At 68.3% G+C, this 17,262-nt stretch carries 11 protein-coding genes; 3 read left to right on the forward strand and 8 right to left on the reverse strand.

Annotation, left to right across the window (positions count from 1 at the left end; all coding sequences use genetic code 11):
- Positions 1–168: 168 nt before the first annotated feature.
- From ACWIF2_RS01825 to ngcE, 3 genes are read right to left on the reverse strand one after another with little or no spacing between them, the layout of a single operon-like run.
- Positions 169–1,092, reverse strand: coding sequence for a carbohydrate ABC transporter permease (locus ACWIF2_RS01825; RefSeq protein ID WP_454358040.1), 924 nt, complete (start codon positions 1,090–1,092; stop codon positions 169–171).
- Entirely contained in the window at positions 1,092–2,018 is a 927-nt protein-coding gene (locus tag ACWIF2_RS01830) for a carbohydrate ABC transporter permease (RefSeq protein WP_454358041.1), read from the reverse strand. Before ACWIF2_RS01830 ends, ACWIF2_RS01825 begins: the two co-directional genes overlap by 1 nt.
- Positions 2,019–2,059: 41 nt before the next feature.
- Positions 2,060–3,514 (reverse strand): N-acetylglucosamine/diacetylchitobiose ABC transporter substrate-binding protein, encoded by a 1,455-nt coding sequence (gene ngcE / locus ACWIF2_RS01835; RefSeq protein ID WP_454358042.1) that lies wholly within the window; start codon positions 3,512–3,514, stop codon positions 2,060–2,062.
- 368 nt (positions 3,515–3,882) lie between these two features.
- Here ngcE and ACWIF2_RS01840 point away from each other — a divergent pair, with 368 nt between their 5' ends.
- Together ACWIF2_RS01840 and ACWIF2_RS01845 are read left to right on the forward strand one after the other, a co-directional pair.
- Complete coding sequence (locus ACWIF2_RS01840; protein ID WP_454358043.1) at positions 3,883–7,680, forward strand: GH92 family glycosyl hydrolase; 3,798 nt, start codon at positions 3,883–3,885, stop codon at positions 7,678–7,680.
- A gap of 20 nt (positions 7,681–7,700) precedes the next feature.
- Positions 7,701–9,674 (forward strand): alpha-glucuronidase, encoded by a 1,974-nt coding sequence (locus tag ACWIF2_RS01845; protein ID WP_454358044.1) that lies wholly within the window; start codon positions 7,701–7,703, stop codon positions 9,672–9,674.
- On the opposite strand, the gene ACWIF2_RS01850 is transcribed toward ACWIF2_RS01845, so the two are convergent.
- From ACWIF2_RS01850 to ACWIF2_RS01870, 5 genes are all read right to left on the reverse strand, one after another.
- Positions 9,668–11,674, reverse strand: a complete 2,007-nt coding sequence (locus ACWIF2_RS01850; RefSeq protein WP_454358046.1) for a beta-galactosidase — start codon at positions 11,672–11,674, stop codon at positions 9,668–9,670. The genes ACWIF2_RS01845 and ACWIF2_RS01850 overlap by 7 nt on opposite strands.
- On the reverse strand, positions 11,671–12,354 hold the full coding sequence (locus ACWIF2_RS01855; RefSeq protein ID WP_454358047.1) for a hypothetical protein: 684 nt from the start codon (positions 12,352–12,354) through the stop codon (positions 11,671–11,673). The genes ACWIF2_RS01850 and ACWIF2_RS01855 overlap by 4 nt, the downstream gene beginning before the upstream one ends.
- 64 nt (positions 12,355–12,418) lie before the next feature.
- Entirely contained in the window at positions 12,419–14,074 is a 1,656-nt protein-coding gene (locus ACWIF2_RS01860; protein ID WP_454358048.1) for an ABC transporter substrate-binding protein, read from the reverse strand.
- Positions 14,075–14,111: 37 nt separating this feature from the next.
- Positions 14,112–14,984: a carbohydrate ABC transporter permease gene (locus ACWIF2_RS01865; RefSeq protein ID WP_454358049.1), complete on the reverse strand. Its 873-nt coding sequence runs from the start codon at positions 14,982–14,984 to the stop codon at positions 14,112–14,114.
- On the reverse strand, positions 14,978–15,970 hold the full coding sequence (locus tag ACWIF2_RS01870; RefSeq protein WP_454358050.1) for an ABC transporter permease: 993 nt from the start codon (positions 15,968–15,970) through the stop codon (positions 14,978–14,980). The genes ACWIF2_RS01865 and ACWIF2_RS01870 overlap by 7 nt, the downstream gene beginning before the upstream one ends.
- A gap of 231 nt (positions 15,971–16,201) precedes the next feature.
- On the opposite strand from ACWIF2_RS01870, the gene ACWIF2_RS01875 reads away from it, so the two are divergent.
- Entirely contained in the window at positions 16,202–17,236 is a 1,035-nt protein-coding gene (locus ACWIF2_RS01875) for an acetylxylan esterase (protein WP_454358051.1), read from the forward strand.
- Positions 17,237–17,262 lie beyond the last annotated feature (26 nt).

The following is a 17,262-nucleotide window of genomic DNA, read 5'->3' on the forward strand; positions in this document are numbered from 1 at the left end:
GCGGGGTCGCTTCGATGAGACCCCGTCCATGTCCAACTAGTGAACTCTAAGCTGAGCTGTTCGGGTCGCCTCCCGTCAAGAGGTTGAACCGTTTCCGGGTCCATGGACACACGCCTGAACGCCGCCCCCGAGAGCGGGAGCGGCGTGTACGCGAGCGAACGCGCAGGGTTATTTGAGCGCGCCGGCCGTCAGCCCCTGCACCACCTGCCGCTGGAAGACGATGTACGCGGCGAGCACCGGCAGCATCGCCATCACCAGGCCCGCGAAGAGGCCCGACCAGTCGCCCTTGTAGCCCTGGCTGACCGCCAGCTGGACGAGGCCCTGGGTGAGGACGCGCTTGTCCGGGTCGGTGTTGAGGACCGTGGGGAGCATGTACTGGTTCCACTGCCCCAGGAAGTTGAAGATCCCGACGCTGATCAGGCCCGGCTTGGCCATGGGCAGCATGATCTGGAAGAACGTGCGGCTGTGGGAGGCGCCGTCGACGAAGGCCGCCTCCGCGATGGACGTCGGCAGGGTCCGGAAGAACGCCGTCAGGAAGAACACCGTGAAGGGCAGCGAGTAGGCGATGTAGACCAGGATCAGCCCGTGGATGGTGTTCAGCAGGCCCATGTTGTTCACGACGTAGAAGAGCGGGACCAGCGCGAGCATGATCGGGAAGCTCATGCCGCCGATGAAGAGGAAGTAGATGAAGCGGTTGCCCGGGAAGTCGAAGCGGGCCAGGACATAGGCCGCCATCGAGCCGAGCACCAGCGTGCCGACGAGCGAACCGCCCACCACCAGGACGGTGTTGAGGAAGTAGTCGCTCATATTGGCCTCGGTCCACGCCCGCGACCAGTTGTCGAAGTGCAGCGAGTCCGGCAGCGACCAGGGCGAGGAGAAGATGGACCGGTCGTCCTTGAAGGACGTCATCACCGCCCACAGCAGCGGCATGACCACCATGAACGCCCAGATGACGAGGACGCCGTGGGAGAAGACGTTGAGGACCGTGCCTTCCTTCTTCGCCTTGGGCGGCGGGCCCGGCGGGATGTCCTCCTTGGTGACGGGCGCGCCGGACTCGGCCGGCACGGGCGCGGGGGTCTGCGTCGTCTTCATCAGTACTCCAGCCGCTCGCGACGGCCCAGCCGCATCACCACGGCGGCGAAGGCCAGCGTGACGACGAGCAGGGCGACACCGATGGTGGTGGCGTAGGCGGCCTGCCCGTCACGGAACGCCTTCTGGTACACGTACAGGACCATGACGGTGGTCGAGTAGTCGGGACCGCCGGGCCCGGTCGTCATGATCTGCACGACCGCGAAGGACTCGGCGCCCAGGGCGAGGATGCCCATGTAGACCCAGCCGGACTGCACGGTGTCCCACAGCAGCGGCAGGGTGACGCGGAAGAAGGTCGTGGCACGGCCCGCCCCGTCCAGCAGGGCCGCCTCGTACATCTCCGCCGGGATGGAGGCCATGCCGGCGGAGAAGAGCACCACGAAGAAGCCGACCGTGGACCAGACGAGCACGGCCATGACGGCCCACAGCGCGAGATCGGGGTCACCGAGCCACAGCGGCTGGACGCCGTCGAGGCCGATCCCGCGCAGGATCGAGTTGATCGCGCCGCTGTCCGGGTTGTACGCGAACGCGAACAGCAGCGCGACGATGGCGATGGACAGCACCTGCGGAAAGAAATAGACGATCTTGTAGAAGGAGGAGCCCCGGACGCCGGTGACCACCGGTCCGTTTCTCCTCTTCCGTCCGCCGACATTGATCATGAAGGCGAAGAACAGCGCCAGGCTGATCGTCACGACCGGCAGCAGAAGCGCGAACAGCAGGCTGTGCTGCAACGACTTCCAGAAGATCTCGTCGTCGAGCAGCCGACTGTAGTTGTCGAAGCCGACCATCTTGAATTCGGGGCTCAGGCCGGTCCAGTCCGTGAACGAGTAATAGATGGACTGGATGAACGGCCAGACCACGAAGAGCGCGTACAGGCCGAGGGGCAGCGCGAGGAAGCCCACGATGAACCGGTACTTGCCGTGCTGCATCGCCACTCCGGTGCCGTTGCGGAAATGAGTTTCCGGTGCCGTTACTGGTGCTTGTAGTGCTTGATCGAGTCGTCCTTGGCGGCCTCGTCGGCGAAGCCCTGGATCTTCTTGATCGCCTCGGCCGGGGTGAGGCGGCCGGCCATCATCTCGCCCAGGCCGGACACACCGATCTTCTCCTTCTGCAACTGCACGTACCAGTCCTGGAGACGGGGATTCACCACGTTGTCGCCGGCCTTCTCCAGGGCCGCGACACCCGACTTCAGACCCGGGGTGAGGGCGATGCCGTCGGTGCCGCCGTTGAACGCGGTCAGCGACTTCACCTTGCTCGTGAAGTTCTTCGAGGACGCCTCGCTGAGCATGATGCGCAGCTGCTCCATGCCGCCCTCGGCGTTCTTCGCCTTGGACGGGACGATGAAGGGCTCGCCGCCGGAGGCCCAGATGGTGCCGAAGGGCAGCTTGTCGGAGGAGTCGAGTCCGGTGGGCGCGGAGACGGAGAGGGCGAAGTCCTTGGGGATGACGTTGGCCGACTCGTTCTCCACCCAGGAGCCGTTCGGGATGAACAGCGCCTTGCCCTGGGCCCAGGCGGTCTGCGACTGGATGTGGTCCAGACCGGGGGTGCCCTTGAGGACGTAGCCCTTCTTGAAGAGCTCGTAGTAGGCCTCGAAGCAGGCCTTGACGGCCGGGTGCTTCCAGGCGTTCGGCTCCAGGTTGTCGATGGCGTCGAGCACTTCGGCGCCGCCGACCTTGCCGATCATCGGGTAGAGCGAGAACGGCAGGTAGTACGGGTACTTGCCCGCGTACGTCCAGCCCGCCATGCCCTTCTTCTTGGCCTTCGCGCAGACCGCGAGCATCTGGTCCCAGGTCTCGGGGTACTGCTCGTCGAGCGAGTCCAGGGCCTTCTGCGAGTACCAGACGCCGTAGACCGTGTAGGCGTAGTAGAAGATCCACACCTTCTCGCCGTCGAACTGGCCCATCTCGACGATGCCGGGGCGCAGCGTGTCCCGGACCTTCTTGTCCGGGTCGTCATAGGAGGGCGCGTCCAGCAGCGGGGTGAGGTCGGTGAGCTGGTTCTTGCCGACCAGGACGCCCATGTCCATCTGCTCGGCGCCGGAGTTGTCGATGAGGTCCGGCGGGGTGCCCTGGTTGAAGCGGGGCTGGAGCGTGGACTGGATCTTCTGGGTGGCGGAGAACTTCACCTTCACCTTGGGGAAGTTCTTCTCGTAGATCTTCACCGCGTCCTCGGCGTACTCCTTGCCGAAGCCGCCGTCGAACAGGACGAATTCCATGCCCGCGGTGTCGTTGACACCGAGCGGGTTCTTGGCGGTCTTCTTGCCGGCCTTGGCCTTGTCGCCGCTGTCGCCGCCGCCGCTGCTGGCGCAGGCGGACAGGAAACTCATCGTCGGTACGGAGATCAGCCCGAGCGCGGCGGACCTCTTGATCAGATCACGGCGGCCGACACCCTCGGTGCCGTGGTTCTCGGCGGAAGTGGATCCCATGCTCAAGTCCTCGCCTTCTCCAGGACTCAGGCGGTGAACCGGATCCTCCCCGGCACCGCGATCGGGTCAAGCTGGGTCGTGCAGGAAAGTGCGGGTGGTGACGTGCGGATGGTGTGAAGCGCCCGACAGGTATAGTCCACTTCCCGCCAGCGGATCAAGATCGAACACAAGGTTGACCCTGGGTCTTATCCGAGTTGAGACCTCACGGAAAGTCGAGCGGTCCGTGTGCTCCTCGGCGGAAATATCCCGGTCGCCGCCCTCGAACGCCACAACCAACACCCTTGACACTCCCCCTCACTTGGGCAACTACTGGTCCTTGCGCATCGAAGCTGACAACGTTGTCCACTGCGCAGGGAGGGTACCCGTTGATGCAACGGAAAGCTCGGCACAGATGGGGTTCGGCGGTCGTGTCGGCGACCGCCCTCGCTTTGGCCCTGAGCTCACAGGGCGTTGCGGTCGCACTGCCCGAAGCCCCCGAGACCCCCGACCGGAGGTTCGTCTCCTCCTTCGAGCCGGACGACCCGGTTCCGGACTGGTTGAACACGGTCGACACCGCACCCGACGGCAGCAAGCGGGCCTCGGGCGTCGACGGCGGCTACAGCAGCGGCATACCGGGCAATGTGACCGACCATGTCACCGACGTCCGGGCCAGCGACGAGAACACGGGCGGGGGTGAGGTGAAGGAGAACCTCGTCGACGGCGAGCCGAGCACCAAGTGGCTCACCTTCGAGCCCACCGGCTGGGCCGAGTTCGATCTGGACAAACCAGTCAAACTGGTGCGTTACGCACTGACGTCGGCCAACGACCACGACGAACGCGACCCGAAGGACTGGACCCTGAAGGGCTCCGCCGACGGCAAGGACTGGAAGACCCTCGACTCCCGCTCCGGCGAGTCCTTCTCCGAGCGCTTCCGGACGAAGACGTACGACATCGCGGAACCCGCCGAGTACCGGCACTTCCGGCTCGACATCACCGGCAACAACGGCGGCGACATCCTCCAGCTCGCCGACCTCCAGCTGTCCACGGGCGGCGGCGAAGGGCCCGTCCCGCAGGACATGCTCTCCCTCGTCGACCGCGGCCCGAGCGGCTCCCCCACCGCCAAGGCGGGCGCCGGGTTCACCGGGAAGCGGGCCCTGCGCTACGCCGGCCGGCACACCGCCGACGGGCGGGCGTACTCGTACAACAAGGTCTTCGACGTGAACGTGGCCGTCGGCCGGGACACGCGGCTGGGCTACCGGATCTTCCCGTCGATGGCTGACGGCGACCTCGACTACGACGCGACGAACGTCTCCGTCGACCTCGCCTTCACCGACGGCACCCACCTGAGCGAGCTGCGCGCCACCGACCAGCACGGCTTCCCGCTGACGCCGCGGGGGCAGGGTGAGGCGAAGATCCTCTACGTCAACCAATGGAACAACGTGGCCTCGCGGATCGGGTCGGTGGCGGCCGGGAAGACCGTGGACCGGATCCTGGTGGCGTACGACTCCCCGAAGGGCCCGGCGAAGTTCCGGGGCTGGCTGGACGACGTGACCATCGAGTCCGCCGCTCCCGAGCGTCCGAAGGCCCATCTGTCCGACTACGCGGTGACGACCCGCGGCACCAACTCCAGCGGCGGCTTCTCGCGGGGCAACAACTTCCCGGCGACGGCGGTGCCGCACGGCTTCAACTTCTGGACGCCGGTGACCAACGCGGGCTCGCTGAGCTGGCTGTACGACTACGCACGCGCGAACAACGCGGACAACCTGCCGACGATCCAGGCGTTCAGCGCGAGCCACGAGCCGAGCCCCTGGATGGGCGACCGGCAGACCTTCCAGGTGATGCCGTCCCTCGCCCCCGGCACCCCCGACCTCGGCCGGGAGGCACGGGAGCTGGCCTTCCGGCACGAGAACGAGACCGCGCGGCCCTACTACTACGGGGTGCGGTTCGAGAACGGGCTGAAGGCCGAGATGGCGCCGACCGACCACGCGGCGGCCCTGCGCTTCACCTACCCCGGAGACGACGCGAGCGTCCTCTTCGACAACGTCACCGACCAGGCCGGCCTGACCCTCGACAAGGAGAACGGGATCGTCACCGGCTACTCGGACGTGAAGTCCGGTCTTTCGACGGGCGCGACCCGGCTGTTCGTCTACGGCACGTTCGACAAGCCGGTGACCGAGGGCTCGTCGTCCGGAGTCAAGGGCCATCTGCGTTTCAAGGCCGACGACCGGACCGTCACCCTGCGCCTGGCGACCTCGCTGATCAGCGTGGACCAGGCGAAGGACAACCTCCGCCAGGAGATCCCCGAAGGCAGGTCCTTCGAGGCGGTGAAGAAGAGCGCCCAGCGGCAGTGGGACCGGCTGCTCGGCAAGGTCGAGGTCGAGGGCGCGACACCGGACCAGCTGACGACGCTGTACTCCAGCCTCTACCGGCTCTACCTGTACCCGAACTCCGGTTTCGAGAAGGTCGGCGGGAAGCACCAGTACGCCTCGCCCTTCTCGCCCATGCCCAACCCGGACACCTCGACCCACACCGGCGCGAAGATCGTCGACGGCAAGGTGTACGTCAACAACGGCTTCTGGGACACCTACCGGACGACCTGGCCGGCGTACTCGTTCCTGACTCCGTCGCGGGCCGGTGAGCTGGTCGACGGGTTCGTGCAGCAGTACAAGGACGGCGGCTGGACCTCGCGCTGGTCCTCCCCCGGCTACGCGGACCTCATGACGGGCACGTCCTCGGACGTGGCGTTCGCGGACGCATACGTCAAGGGCGTCGACTTCGACGCGAAGGCGGCGTACGACGCGGCTGTGAAGAACGCGACGGTCGTCCCCCCGAACCCGGGCGTCGGCCGCAAGGGCATGACCACCTCCCCCTTCCTCGGCTATACGAGCACCGAGACGCACGAGGGCCTGTCGTGGGCGCTGGAGGGCTACCTCAACGACTACGGCATCTCCCGCATGGGCCAAAAGCTCTACGAGGAGACCGGCGAGCGGCGCTACAAGGAGGAGTCGGAGTACTTCCTGAACCGCGCCCGGGACTATGTGAACCTCTTCGACACGAAGGCCGGCTTCTTCCAGGGCAAGGACGCCAAGGGCGACTGGCGGGTCGAGTCCTCGAAGTACGACCCACGGGTCTGGGGCCACGACTACACGGAGACAAATGGATACGGGTACGCGTTTACCGCCCCTCAGGACAGCAGGGGTCTGGCGAACCTGTACGGCGGCCGGAAGGGCCTGGGAGACAAGCTCGACACCTACTTCTCCACACCGGAGACGGCCTCCCCCGAGTTCGTCGGCTCCTACGGCGGTGTCATCCACGAGATGACCGAGGCGCGGGACGTGCGGATGGGCATGTACGGGCACTCCAACCAGGTCGCCCACCACGCGATCTACATGTACGACGCGGCCGGGCAGCCCTGGAAGGCGCAGAAGAACGTCCGCGAGGTGCTGTCGCGCCTGTACACGGGCAGCGAGATCGGCCAGGGCTACCACGGCGACGAGGACAACGGCGAGCAGTCGGCCTGGTACCTGTTCTCCGCGCTCGGCTTCTACCCACTGGTGATGGGCAGCGGCGAGTACGCGATCGGCTCACCGCTGTTCACCAAGGCGACCGTGCACCTGGAGAACGGGCGCGAGCTGGTGGTGAAGGCGCCCCGGAACAGCGCGAAGAACGTGTACGTGCAGGGGCTGAAGGTCAACGGCCGCAGCTGGTCGAAGACCTCGCTCCCCCACTCCTTGGTCGCCAAGGGCGGTGTCCTGGAGTTCGACATGGGCCCACGGCCGTCGTCCTGGGGCACGGGCAAGCACGCCGCGCCCGTGTCGATCACCCGGGACGACGAAGTGCCGGTGCCCCGCGCGGACGTGCTGAAGGGTGAGGGTGCCCTGTTCGACGACACGTCGGCGACGGACACCGCGGTGACGTCCGTGGATCTTCCGGTTCCGGAGGGCGCCAAAACCGTCCAGTACACGCTGACGTCGTCGTCGGACCGGGCGAAGGCACCGGCCGGCTGGACGCTCCAGGGCTCCTCCGACGGCAAGAGCTGGCGGACGCTGGACCGGCGCTCCGATGAGTCCTTCGCATGGGACAGGCAGACACGCGCGTTCACGGTGAGGTCACCGGGTACGTACGAGAAATACCGCCTGGTCCTCGACGGCGAGGGCACGCTGGCGGAGGTCGAACTGCTCTCCTGAGCAACCGAGTTGGGGGTCTCATGCCGCTTCCCGTGCCCGTCCTGCCCGAGGGTGTCGACCCGGCCTGGCTGCCGCCCGCCGCCTTCCGCGCGGTGGGCAGCGGGCGGACGCTGATCCGTGGATCGGGCCCGCCGGCGGAGACGGTGCACGGGGAGGTGGCGGAGGCCTGCCGGCGCTTCGGAGGCCGGGTCGTGCGCGAGGCCGAGCCGGACGGCGCGTACGACCTGGTCCTCGACCTCGGCGTCCATGACCTCGGCGACGAGGACTACACGGTCGCCCGGGAGGGCGGCACGACGACCGTCACCGCCTCCGGCGGACGCGGGCTGCTCTACGGCCTGTTCCATGTCGTACGGCTCGGGGAGGCGGCGTTCACCGGCGAGCGGGCGCGGGAGACCCATCGCCCCGCTCTCGCCCTGCGCATGCTCGACCACTGGGACAACGTCGCCGTGCACCCGGTCATGGGCCAGGTGGAGCGCGGGTACGCGGGCGGCTCGCTGTTCTGGGAGGACGGGCGGGCCCGCGGGGACCTGGAGCGGGTGCGGGCGTACGGGAGGCTGCTGGCGGCGTGCGGGATCAACGCGGTCGCCGTCAACAACGTCAATGTGCACGAGACCGAGGCGCGTCTGCTGACCGACCGGATCGGCGAGGTCGCCGCGATCGCCGAGGTGCTGCGGCCCTATGGGGTCCGCACCCATCTGTCGGTGTCCTTCGCCGCGCCGGTGGTGCTCGGCGGGGTGCCCACGGCCGACCCGCTGGACGAGGCCGTGCGCGGCTGGTGGGCCGAGGCCACGGCAGCGGTTTACGAGGCGATCCCCGACTTCGGCGGGTACGTGGTGAAGGCCGACTCGGAGGGCCAGCCGGGGCCGTTCGCCTACGGCCGCAGCCACGCCGACGGGGCGAACCTCCTGGCCGCCGCGCTGGAACCGTACGGCGGCACCGTGCACTGGAGAGCGTTCGTCTACGACCACTGCCAGGACTGGCGGGACCGGAGGACGGACCGGGCCAGGGCCGCTTACGACCACTTCGTGCCGCTGGACGGCGAGTTCGCCGCCAACGCCGTGCTCCAGGTGAAGCACGGGCCGATCGACTTCCAGGTGCGCGAGCCGGTCTCGCCGCTGATCGGGGCGATGCCCGGCACCCGGCTGGCGGTGGAGCTACAGGCCACCCAGGAGTACACCGGGCAGCAGCGGCACGTCTGCTGGCTGGGGCCGATGTGGAGCGAGGTGCTGCGGGTCCCGGCTGAACAGGGTTCCTCTGTCGGCGAGTTGGCGCGAGGCGGGCTGATCGCCGTGTCCAACGCCGGCGACGACCCGTTCTGGACCGGGCATCCCCTCGCCCAGGCGAACCTCTACACCTTCGGGCGGCTGGCCTGGCAGCCGGACGCCGAGCCGGGCGAGGTGCTCGACGAGTGGATCGGGCTGACCTTCGGGCCGGGGCCGGCGGAAGGGCTGCACGCCGTGCTCGACGGCTCGTGGCGGACGTACGAGAAGTACACCGCTCCCCTCGGCGTGGGCTTCATGGTGCAGCCGGGGCACCACTACGGGCCGAGCGTCGACGGCTACGAGTACAGCCCCTGGGGGACCTACCACTTCGCCGACCGGGACGGCATCGGCGTCGACCGCAGCGTGGCGACCGGCACAGGCTACGCCGGGCAGTACGCCAAGCCGTGGGCCGAGCTGTACGAGTCGCCGGACACCTGCCCGGACGAGCTGCTGCTGTTCTTCCACCATGTGCCGTACGGGCACACCCTGCACAGCGGCAAGACGGTGGTCCAGCACATCTACGACACGCACTTCGAGGGCGTGGCGGAGGTCGAGAAGGCCCGGGAGGTGTGGTCCTCGCTGGCCGGGCTGGTGGATCCGGTGCGTCACGCGCGGGTGGCGGAGCGGTACGAGGAGCAGCTCCGCAGTGCCCGCGAGTGGCGCGACCAGATCAACAGCTACTTCTTCCGCAAGTCCGGGGTGCCGGACGAGCGGGGGCGGCGGATCTACTGAAGAATCGCCACGCCCAGGGGATCGAGGACCAGGGGTTCGCCCCGGTCCACCCGCTTGCCGGTGAGCAGGTCGGTGGCGGTGGTGTGGGCGGTGAGTCGGGCCGGTTCGGGGGCGTGGTTGAGGAGGAAGAACAGGCGGGTGCCGTCGGGGGCGACGCGGGTCGCCGTCTCGACCGCCGGGTGGCCGGCGTAGGGACCGAGCAGGTCGTGGCGGGCCAGGATCCGGCGGACGACCTCGTCGACGCCCTGCTGGTCGAGGGCGGTGGCGACGTACCAGCCCTCGCCCTCGCCGAAGCGGTTGCGGGTCACGGCCGGGGTGCCCGCGTAGAAGTCGGTGCCGTATGTGGCGACCGGCTCGGCGCCGCGCGGGAGCACGATCTCGAAGACGAGCCGCGCCTCCGCCCCCAGCTCCGGGATGGTCTGGGCGAACTCCGGCGCTCGGGCGTCCCATTCGTCGACGCGGACGCCCATGAGGGGCGCGAGCGGGCCGGGCACGTCGGTGAGGAAGGCGCGGTCGTGCGTGTCGACGCGGCCGGAGAGGAAGGTGGTCAGGACCGTGCCGCCGCGTGCGGCCACGGCTTCGAGGCGGGGGGCGAGGTCGCCCTTGACCATGTGCAGGGCGGGCGCGAGCACCACGTCGTAGGGCGTGAGGTCGGCGGTCTGCGGGATGACGTCCACGTCGGCGCCGGCCTCGCGGGCGGCCCGGTAGTAGGCGTGGACCACGTCCGGGTACTTGACCAGCCGGGACGGGCCGTCGGAGATCTCCAGGGCCCACCAGCTGTCCCAGTCGAAGAGGAGGGCGGTGCGGGCCGGGGTGCGGGCGCCCAGGGTCCGGTCACCCAGGCGCTCCAACTCCCGGCCCAGTTCGGCGACTTCGCGGAAGACACGGGTGTCGTCGCGGCCCGCGTGACCGATGACCGCCCCGTGGTACTTCTCGCAGGCGCCCCGTGAGGCGCGCATCTGGAAGTAGAGGGCGGCGTCGGCGCCGTGGGCGATGGCCTGGAAGGTGGCGAGACGGAGCTCGCCGGGCCGCCGGAGCGGGTTGACGTCTCGGCAGGCGGTGGTGGAGGGCGTCTGCTCCATCAGCCAGAAGGGGGCGCCGTCCTTCAGGCGGCGCATCAGGTCGTGGGCGAGGGCGGGCCGGGTCGGCGGGGCGTCGAGCGGCGGGTAGCTGTCCCAGGAGGCGAAGTCGAGGTGGGGCGCCCAGCGGTGGTAGTCGAGGGGGCGAAAGGTGCCCATGAAGTTGGTGGTGACGGGCGTGTCGGGGTCATGGGCGCGGATCACCTCCTTCTCGGCCAGGAAGCAGCCGAGCAGGGCGTCGGTGGTGAAGCGGAAGTAGTCGAGGGTGATGCCCTGGAAGGCGGTGTGGTCGGGGCCGCGCCAGTGCTCGGTGAGGGCGTTGGGCGGCTCGATCTGGTCCCAGTCGGTGTAGCGGTGCGACCAGAAGGTGGTCCACCAGGCGTCGTTGAGGGCGTCGAGGGTGCCGTGCCGGTCCCGGAGCCACTCCCGGAACGCCTCGGCGCACAGGTCGCAGTAACAGACGCCGCCGTACTCGTTGTTGATGTGCCAGGCGAGCAGGGCCGGGTGGTGCGCGTACCGTTCGGCGAGGCGTGAGGCCATCGCGGTGGCGTGCTCGCGGTACACCGGTGAGCTGGGGCAGAAGTTGTGCCGCTGGCCGTAGCGGTGGCGGCGTCCCTCGAAGTCGGTGCGGTTGACCTCGGGGTGCCGCTTGGCGAGCCAGGGCGGGAGGGCGGCGGTGCCGGTGGCCAGGCAGATCTGCCGGCCCTCGGCGGCGGCCCGGTCCAGGACGCGGTCCAGGACCGTGAAGTCGTAGCTGTCCGGGGCCGGTTGGGTGAGGGACCAGGTGAAGACGCCGACGGTGAGCGTGTCGATGCCGGACCTGGTGAACAGGCGATAGTCGTCGTCCCAGACGTCCTCGGGCCACTGCTCGGGGTTGTAGTCGCCGCCGTACGGGATCTTCGGGGTGCGGGGCGCGGTCATGCCGTGAACTCCTCCTGGGTCTCGGTGATCACCGTGCGGCTGCCGTGCAGCAGGGACAGCAGCAGCGGGGCGGCCAGCAGGGCGGGCAGGGCCTCCGTCAGCAGGGCGGTCAGCGCGGCCGTCAGGATCAGCAGGGAGGCGGCGGCGAGGGTGGCGCGGCCGTGCCGGAACAGGAAGTACCCGGCGAGGCGGGCGGTGTCCCGGGCGCGGAAGGCGAAGAGCGAGGTGAGGACGAGGGCGTGCGCGCCCCAGAGGAGAGCGAGGGCGCCGATCGCCGCCAGCAGCAGCGCCCACCAGCCGGGCAGGCCCGTGGCGGAGAAGTGGGTGAGGGTGAAGGTGATGACCGTCAGCCAGGCCAGCAGGGGCGTCCACAGCTTCAGCGCCGGTACGGCGTTGAGCCGCCAGCCCCGCAGGAAGGCGCGGGCCGGACGCAGCTCGGTGAGATCACGGCTGCGGTGGTGGAGTGCGTAGAGCGCGGCGGACAGGGCCGGTCCGAGGGGCAGCAGGCACAGCGCCGCGAGCGGGAGGCCCGCGGGGTCGGGGCCGAGCAGGAGCAGGCCTGCCAGGCCCGGGGAGGCGGTGAGGAGCAGCAGCGCCTCGACGGTCAGGACGGTGTGGATCAGGGCGGAGACGCGGGAGAGGGCGCCGGTGCCGAAGTCGGAGGTGCGTACGGTGCTCATGCCGCCACCTCCGTCCGCCAGGCGTCGGTGAGCCGGCCGCTCGGCGCATCGGGGACGCGGAGGATCACCCGTTCTCCTTCTTGAACCGCTCGTACGCCTTGTTGTGCAGGTCGACGAGCTGCTGCATGTTCTTCGACTTCAGCTCGGCGAGGTAGGCGTCCCACTGGGACATCGGGCGCTTGCCGAGGACGAACTGGAGGGTGTTCTGGATGACGGTGTCCTTGAGGGGGGTGTCCCAGAGGGTCGCCTGTTCCTGCTCGAAGGACTGGAGCGGGTGGGCCGGGTCGACGGGGAGCTCCTTGCGCTGGGACATGACGTCCTGGAACTTCTTCTCGTCCGGGCTGAAGTTGGAGGACACCAGCTCCCAGCTGCCGCCGTAGGTGAAGACGCCGTTGAAGAAGCCGTAGTCCTTCTGGAGGTCCTTAGGCGCGTCCGGGTCGGAGCCCATCAGCGAGATCCCGGGCTTCAGCGTGTACGTGCCGCCGGACTCGGTGTAAGTGACGCCCTTCACGCCCCACTTGCAGAACTTCTGGCCCTCGTCGGAGTACCAGAGCCAGTCCACGAACTGCATCATCGCGACGAAGGTGTCGGCCTTGAGGGCCTTGCTGGAGATCATGATGCCGTTCTCCAGCCGGATGCCGCTCAGCAGGATCGGCCCCGCCGGGCCCAGCGGCACCGGGATCATCTCGATCTTCGAGCCCTTGACCTGCTTGTTCAGGTTGTAGCGGTAGTTCTGCACCAGCTCCTGTGGATTGGCGCTGATCACATAGGACTTCTCCGCCAGCAGCTTCTGCACGGCCTGGTCGTCCTGCTGGGTGAAGCTCTCCGGGTCGAGGAGCTTTTCGGAGACGAGTCTGCGCAGGTACTCGATCATGTCCCGGTACGCGTCCCGGGCTCCGGTGAAGACGAACTTCCGCGCCTTGGTGTCGAAGCTGATGTTGTCGTACGTCCAGCCCGCCTTCACCCCGTAGGCCTGGCCGAGGTACTGGAACAACGCCCCGCACGGGAAGGGGGTGTTGGTGCTCCAGCGGTCGGTCCACGGGTACTTGTCGGGGTACTCCGCCTTGAGCGCCTTGAGGACGTCGTACACCTCGTCCCAGGTCGTGGGCAGAGGGAGTCCGTGCTTGTCGAGGATGTCGGTGCGGAAGGACAGCGAGTAGCCGGACTTGGGCCTCTCGTGGAGGCCGGGCAGCAGGTAGTACTTGCCGTCGGACTGGCGGATGGAGTCGAGTTCGGGTTCGAGACTCCATTTCTTCACCTTGTCCCGGAAGTTGGGCATCAGGTCGACGTACTCGCTGACCGGGAGGATCGCCCCAGAGGACACGAAGGCGACCTCGCCGGGGTGGTACGTCTTCGGGATGATGAAGGGGGCGTCGCCCGAGCCGATGAGGACGCTGCGCTTCTTCTCGTAGTCGGCCAGCGGGACGTCGAGGGGCTTGATGGTGATCCCGGTGCGCTTGGTGACCTCCTTCCAGAACAGCCAGCCGTTCTTGAGGGGGTAGACCGGGTTGTCGTTGTGCAGCATCGAGAAGGACAGCGCCTTGGCGGCCTTGAACTGCTGGCCGGCCTGGTAGTCCTTCATCGCGCCGTTCTGCTTCTTGGTCAGGTCCTTGGAGTCGCCTCCGTCGTCGCCGCTGCCGCAGCCGGTGAGGGTGGCGAGGCCTATGAAGCCCGCGGCGGCCAGGATCTGACGTCGCGACAGTTCTCCTGCGTTCTTCACGAGGACTCCTCTGGGGCGTGGGTGAGGTGAGGGGGTGTCAGCCCTTGACCGCGCCGAGCATCACGCCCGAGACGAAGAAGCGCTGGACGAACGGGTACACGCAGATGATCGGCAGCGCGGTGAGCACGATGGTGACCGCCTGGATGCTCGCGCCGACCTGGCTGAGCTCCGCGGTGGTGGCACCGGCGTTCCCGCCGCCGGTGGCGCCCGCGATGAGGTTGCGCAGATAGACGGTGACCGGCATCAGATCGGAGTGGTCCATGTACAGGAACGCGCTGAACCAGGAGTTCCAGAAGGACACCGTGTAGAAGAGCACCATGGTCGCGACGACCGCCTTGGACAGCGGCAGCACGATCCTCAGCAGGGTGCCGTAGGTGCTCAGTCCGTCGATCTGCGCGGCCTCCTCCAGTTCGGTCGGCAGGCTCTCGAAGAAGGCCTTCATCACCAGCAGGTTGAAGACGCTGATCGCGTTGGGCAGCGCGATCGCCCAGACGCTGTTCTTCAGGCCGAGGCTGGTGACCAGGACGTAGTTGGGGATCAGACCGCCGGTGAAGAACATCGTGAACACGGCGATGCCGACGAGCACCCCGCGCCCCTTGAGCTGCTTCTTCGACAGAACGTAGGCGTAACAGGTCGTCAGAACCATGGCGACGGCGGTGGCGACGACGGTGTAGAGCACGGTGTTGCCGTAGTTCCGCCAGAACATCGAGTCCTGGAACACGATCTTGTACGTGGTGAGGTTGAACCCCTTGGGCCACAGGGTCACTTCACCGGCCCGGATCTGCCGCTCCCCGCTGAAGGAGCGCGCGACGATGTTGACGAAGGGATACAGGGTCACAACCACGACGAGGGTGAGGATCACCCCGTTGACGCCTTGGAAGACCCGATAGGAACGGCTCGGCTTCACCACAGGCTGGTCCCCACTGTGCGGCGCGAGAGCGTGTTGGCGGAGGTGATCAGGACCAGGCCGATGATCGCCTCGAACAGCCCGATGGCGGCGGCGTAGCTGAAGCTGTTGGATTCGACGCCCGCCCGGTAGACGTACGTCGAGATCACGTCGGCCGTCGGATAGGTCAGCGGGTTGTACAGCAGCAGGACCTTCTCGAAGCCGACGGCCATGAAGGTGCCCACGTTGAGGATCAGCAGCGTGATCATGGTGGGGCGGATGCCGGGCAGGGTGACGTGCCAGATCTGCTGCCAGCGGTTGGCGCCGTCGATGCGCGCGGCCTCGTACAGGTCCTCGTCGATGGTGGTGAGCGCGGCGAGGTAGAGGATCGTGCCCCAGCCGGCGGTCTGCCAGATCTCCGAGCCGACGTAGATCGTGCGGAACCACTCGGGTTCCTGGATGAAACGGATCTTGTCGTGGCCGAGCCAGCCGAGGACGTGGTTGACCGGGCCGTCGGTGGCGAGCATCTGCATGGTCAGACCCGCGACGATCACGATCGACAAGAAGTGCGGAAGGTACGACACCGACTGCACGAACCGCTTCAGGGAGCGCCGCCGGACCTCGTTGAGCAGCAGGGCGAGAACGATCGGGATCGGGAAGCAGAACACCAGCGTGAGCCCGCCGAGCCACAGGGTGTTGCGGAACACCTGCCAGAACGTCGGGTCGCTGAGGAACATGCGCACATAGCGCAGACCCACCCAGTCCTCGCCGAACATCGAACCGCCGGGCTCGAAGCGGCGGAAGGCGATCACATTGCCGATCATCGGCAGATAGCGGAAGACGAGGAAGAACAGCAGCGGCAGGATCGCCAGCGAGTACAACTGCCAGTCGCGGCGCAGCGCCCGCCGCCAGCCGGTCCGGGCGGAGACCCGGTTGCCGCGTCGGGGTGCTGCCCGTGCCGGAGGCGGGTCCTGGGTGCCCGGCGGGGCCGACGTGGTGGACGTGCTCATTGCTCGGGCCTCCCGTGGGCAAGGGACGCGGAACCGAAACTTTCGAGCTCTTACCGGTAACTTCGCGGCAACCTAAGGCCAGTAGAAAGCGCTGTCAATGGGTGCTGCGGCAGTCGTCCGGGGCGTCCGTGCCGCGTTGGAATCGCGGGGAACCTGGGTAGACCCTGGGGACTACCACCCTCTGTCCGTCGCAAGTTTCTGGATGACCACCGACTCCTGCGAGGTGCCGCCGTGCCCGCTTTCGACCTGCCGCTGACGGAACTGGAGCGTCATCGCCCGGACTTGGAGGAGCCCGCCGACTTCGACGCGTTCTGGCTGGGCACGTTGAAGGAGGCCGGGCAGGCGGATCCGCTGGTGTCGGTGCGGCCGGTGGAGACGGGGCTTCGGCTGACACGGACCTGGGACGTGACGTTCCGGGGTTTCGCGGGCGATCCGGTACGGGCGTGGTTCAGCCGCCCCGCCGGGGTCGGTGAACCCCTGCCCGCCGTGGTCGAGTTCGCCGGGTACGGGCGCGGGCGCGGGCTTCCGCATGAGCGTCTGACGTGGGTGAACGCCGGGTACGCGCATCTGCTCATGGACAACCGCGGCCAGGGCGACCAGTACGGGTGCGGCGGGGACACCCCGGATCCGCACGCGGGGGCACCGGGCGGGCCCGGACCGGCCGTACGCGGTCTGCTCGCGCCCGACGACTATCACTACCGGCGCCTGATCACCGACGCGGTGCGTGCGGTCTCGGCGGTACGGGCGCTGCCCGGGGTGGACGCCGGGCGGACCGTCGCGGTCGGCAACAGCCAGGGGGGCGGGGTGGCGTTGGCGGTAGCGGGACTCGTCCCCGACCTGGCGGCACTGCTCGTCACCGCGCCACTGCTGTGCGGGATCCGACGGGCCCTGCACCTCACGGACGCGGGGCCGTACGGGGAGATCGCCGCGTATCTGTCCGTCCATCGGGGCGCCGAGCGAGAGGCGTATCGCACGCTGTCCTACATGGAGGGCATCTCCTTCGCCCGACGGGCCTCGGCCCCCGCCCACTTCGGCGTGGGCCTGCGGGACACGGTGTGCCCTCCTAGTGGGGCATACGGGGCGTTCAATGTCTACGGAGAGTCGGCGGGGGCGGCCGCGGGCCCTGTGAAGGAGATCCATGCCTATCCGTTCAATGGGCATGAGGGCGGGGATGCGGTGCATGTGCGGCGTCAGTTGGGGTGGGTGGTGGGGGTGGTCGGGGGTGCGTCGCCTCGTGTCCGCCTCACCACACAGGACACGCCCTAGGACCGCTCGCTGCCGCCCCCCGCCTC

The organism is Streptomyces sp. NPDC055506 (assembly GCF_053643595.1).

Coding starts and splice junctions, on each gene's coding strand:
- ACWIF2_RS01825 (WP_454358040.1), bottom strand. CDS start 1,092: ATGAAGACGACGCAGACCCCCGCGCCCGTGCCGGCCGAGTCCGGCGCG.
- ACWIF2_RS01830 (WP_454358041.1), bottom strand. CDS start 2,018: ATGCAGCACGGCAAGTACCGGTTCATCGTGGGCTTCCTCGCGCTGCCC.
- ngcE (WP_454358042.1), bottom strand. CDS start 3,514: ATGGGATCCACTTCCGCCGAGAACCACGGCACCGAGGGTGTCGGCCGC.
- ACWIF2_RS01840 (WP_454358043.1), top strand. CDS start 3,883: ATGCAACGGAAAGCTCGGCACAGATGGGGTTCGGCGGTCGTGTCGGCG.
- ACWIF2_RS01845 (WP_454358044.1), top strand. CDS start 7,701: ATGCCGCTTCCCGTGCCCGTCCTGCCCGAGGGTGTCGACCCGGCCTGG.
- ACWIF2_RS01850 (WP_454358046.1), bottom strand. CDS start 11,674: ATGACCGCGCCCCGCACCCCGAAGATCCCGTACGGCGGCGACTACAAC.
- ACWIF2_RS01855 (WP_454358047.1), bottom strand. CDS start 12,354: ATGAGCACCGTACGCACCTCCGACTTCGGCACCGGCGCCCTCTCCCGC.
- ACWIF2_RS01870 (WP_454358050.1), bottom strand. CDS start 15,970: ATGAGCACGTCCACCACGTCGGCCCCGCCGGGCACCCAGGACCCGCCT.